Annotated in this window: 2 protein-coding genes; both read left to right on the forward strand. The window is 64.6% G+C overall.

All coding sequences use genetic code 11. The features are described from left to right. On the forward strand, positions 1-1,899 hold a 1,899-nt coding region (locus tag B5G37_RS15310; protein ID WP_204217951.1), incomplete at its 5' end, for a hypothetical protein. A gap of 116 nt (positions 1,900-2,015) precedes the next feature. Beyond that, positions 2,016-3,139: hypothetical protein (locus tag B5G37_RS14155; RefSeq protein ID WP_143482986.1), on the forward strand; the 1,124-nt coding region annotated here is incomplete at its 3' end.

The following is a 3,139-nucleotide window of genomic DNA, read 5'->3' on the forward strand; positions in this document are numbered from 1 at the left end:
GACGCCAGCAAGGACACGCTGACGCTGACCATCCCCGCCACCGATCTCAAGGCGGCCACCAAGGAACTGGATTCGGACCTCGCCCAGCTCGACCAGCCCGGCGACTACTACTGGGTGACCGTGTTCAGCAAGGCCGACGGCTCCGCGTTCCTTCCCGACGGGCAGACCGAGGTTCGCTCCGACCGCCGCATCAAGGAAGAGTCGTTCCACGCGGTGCGCATCACCACGACCACCTACAAGTGGTCCAGCGCGGGCGGCGCGATCCACGACGTGGCCCACATCGAGGGCACCCTGCCCGGCGACGCGATCATCGGGTTCGAGCTGCACGACTACGAGACCGGCGACAAGGTGGCCGACGCGGAGGACTCCACGCTGTCCGACATGGACGGCTACGTGGAGGACGCCAAGGAGCAGACCGTCACCAGCCCGGCGGTGACCGTCCCGGATGCGGGCGACCATTACTTCGTGGAATGGGTGCGCATCCCCGGCGACGATCAGGGCGAGGACAAGGAGTTCCATCGCGGCAACGACCGCGTGGACAACGAATCCACCCGCACCATCAGCGTGACCACGGAAACGTACACGGAGGCCCACTTGGGCGATACGGTCAGCGACCAGACGTTCTTCGACAACATCAGCTACGAGACCGACATCCGCAGCGACTATGTTGACAAGGAACTGTCCGCCTCGTGGGAGGTGTGGAAGCAGGGCGACGGCGACACCGATACCGACACGCTGCTGACCACCTTGGACAAGGACGGCCAGACGCTGGAGGAGGGCCAGACCACGGCGGAATCCTCCAAGTGGACGCCCGCGCAGACCGGCATCTACTACTTCCGCGTCCGCGTCACCGCGCAGGACGGCACGCTCGTCGCCTACGGCGCTCCCCGCGAACCGTCCGAAACCATCCGCATTATCGACTCCCTCTCCAACACGATCCGCGTCGTGGAGGAAGGCAAGCCGGTGAAGGATAAGGTCACCATCAGCGGTCCGGTGCTGGAAGGCACCATGGTCTCGTGGCAGGTGTTCCGTCAGGCGGACACGCCCGACGAGGACGAGCTGGTGGCCGACTGGGGCACTCCGACCACCGGCGCGTACATCATCACCAAGGATGACGCCGCCAAGGCGCTCAAGGACGGCAAGGTCACCATCGAAAGCCCGCTCTCCTACGACGAGGGCAAGGCCGGGGATGTGATCTACTTCCAGTACTCGCTCACCGCCCCGAAGCGCGGCGAGGACGGCAACCCCGCCCAGCCCGCCAAGGACGATGAGGGCAACTGGACCATGGATCACCTGATGGTCAACGGCATCCAGCCCATCGACACGGACGCCGAGGTGGACGGCGACGACACGGACCCGCAGACCGTGCCCAGTGCGTTCCACACCGATCTCGCCCGCGTCGAGGAGGAGACCGCGTACATCGTGAAGGTCACCACCACCGCCTCCACCCATGAGGCCACGGTCGGCGACAAGATTCACGACACGGCGCACGTCACCGGCACCATCCCCGGCGACGGCTGGTGCATCGAGTTCGAGTACTGGGAGCAGGCCGACGGCGACGATACCAGCGAGGACAAGCTGGTGACCACCACCGAATGCGTGGCCGTCACGCCGGGCGAGAACCCGGACGTGGATTCGCCGGAGATCACCGCCGACAAGGCCGGTACCCACTACTGGCGCGAACGCCTCATCTACCACAAGGGCGAGGAGGACGAGCACGAGGTCTCGTATGGCAAGGCCCGCGTGAAGGATGAGACGGTGATCGTCAAGGCGAAGCCGCTCGCCACGACCGGCATCGCCGTCGGCGGTGTCGCCGGACTGTCGGCCCTGCTGGCATTGGGCGGCTGCGCACTGGCTGTGAGCAAGCGCCGCAGGCCGCGCGGACAGCACGCCGCCTGACCTGACATAACCGAAGGCGGCATGATCCGCCAGAGGTGACCGCGAGGGGCGTGTCCGAACCGAAACGGACACGCCCCTTCATCCTTTTCGACAAGGTTCAGAGACAGCGAGGAAACATGAACAGGAAAACGACAATCCTGCTGACGGGGACGCTGACCGTCTCCATGCTTTTGGGCGTCGCCGCCACGGCCAACGCCGACGACATCGGCGCGTTCGCCGACGAAACCGTCCACACGATTGAGACAGTGGCCTCCGAAAAGCCCAATGCTCCCACGGGTACATGGTTCACCGTGGACGGCGAACCCATCGAGGATTTCGACCCCGCCGACGGTTGGGACGACCCCGACACGGACTACACGGATTCCGCGATCCACACCGTGGACGGAGGCAGCGTGGAGATACATGACGTGCCCGAAGGGTGGACCGTGGACTGCGATATGCGCGTCAACGGGCTTACCGGGGAATGGAGCGCGTTCTACATCCTGAGGAACGGCACCGAGACATACCGCTGGTACTTCGACGGGGCCGATGACATCATCCACACCGTGGACGAGCTGCGTGGATTCACCCTCACCCTGAACGGTGAGGCCGTGGACTGCGACCCCACCAAGGATGTGGAAGTCCACAGGGTGAATCCTTCCGATCTGGTGGGATACGAGGGGCAGCCTCAAAATTGGAGCGTATCGCAGGGTGAGTTCACCGAAAACGGCGTCTCCGGCTACCAGTACGTCATCCGCCCGGAAAATGCCAAGACGCCCACCGTGACCTACCGGTTCTTCTATGATGCGCCCGATCCCGTGGATGAACTGGCGGGCGTGACCGCCACGCTGGATGACGGTTCCCCCGTCACCGGGTTCGACCCGCTGAACGAGGAGGACATCTTCACGATCCCGCCGGGCCATACCGTCACCCTCGGCAATCTGCCGGACGGGTGGACGCAGAGCAGCATCGGCAACGACAAACGCACCGCCATCACCCTGAACCGGAACGGTGGCGGGAGCATCACCTACCTGTTCGACATCTCCGACGACTACCAGTGGACGTATGTGGTCACCCAGCTTGCGAACGTGACCGCCGAACTGGCTGACGGCACGCCCGTGGAGGGCTTCGGCTACCGTGGCGGCGAATGGACGCTCCCGCAGGACGCCACCGGTGTCGTTCTGAAGAACGTGCCCGAAGGCTGGAACGTCTCGCTCGTCAACGAACCGCCCCTATCCATGGACAAATCTTGGCTGTACAC

Source organism: Pseudoflavonifractor sp. An85 (assembly GCF_002161235.1).
Lineage (GTDB): Bacteria > Bacillota > Clostridia > Oscillospirales > Oscillospiraceae > Enterenecus.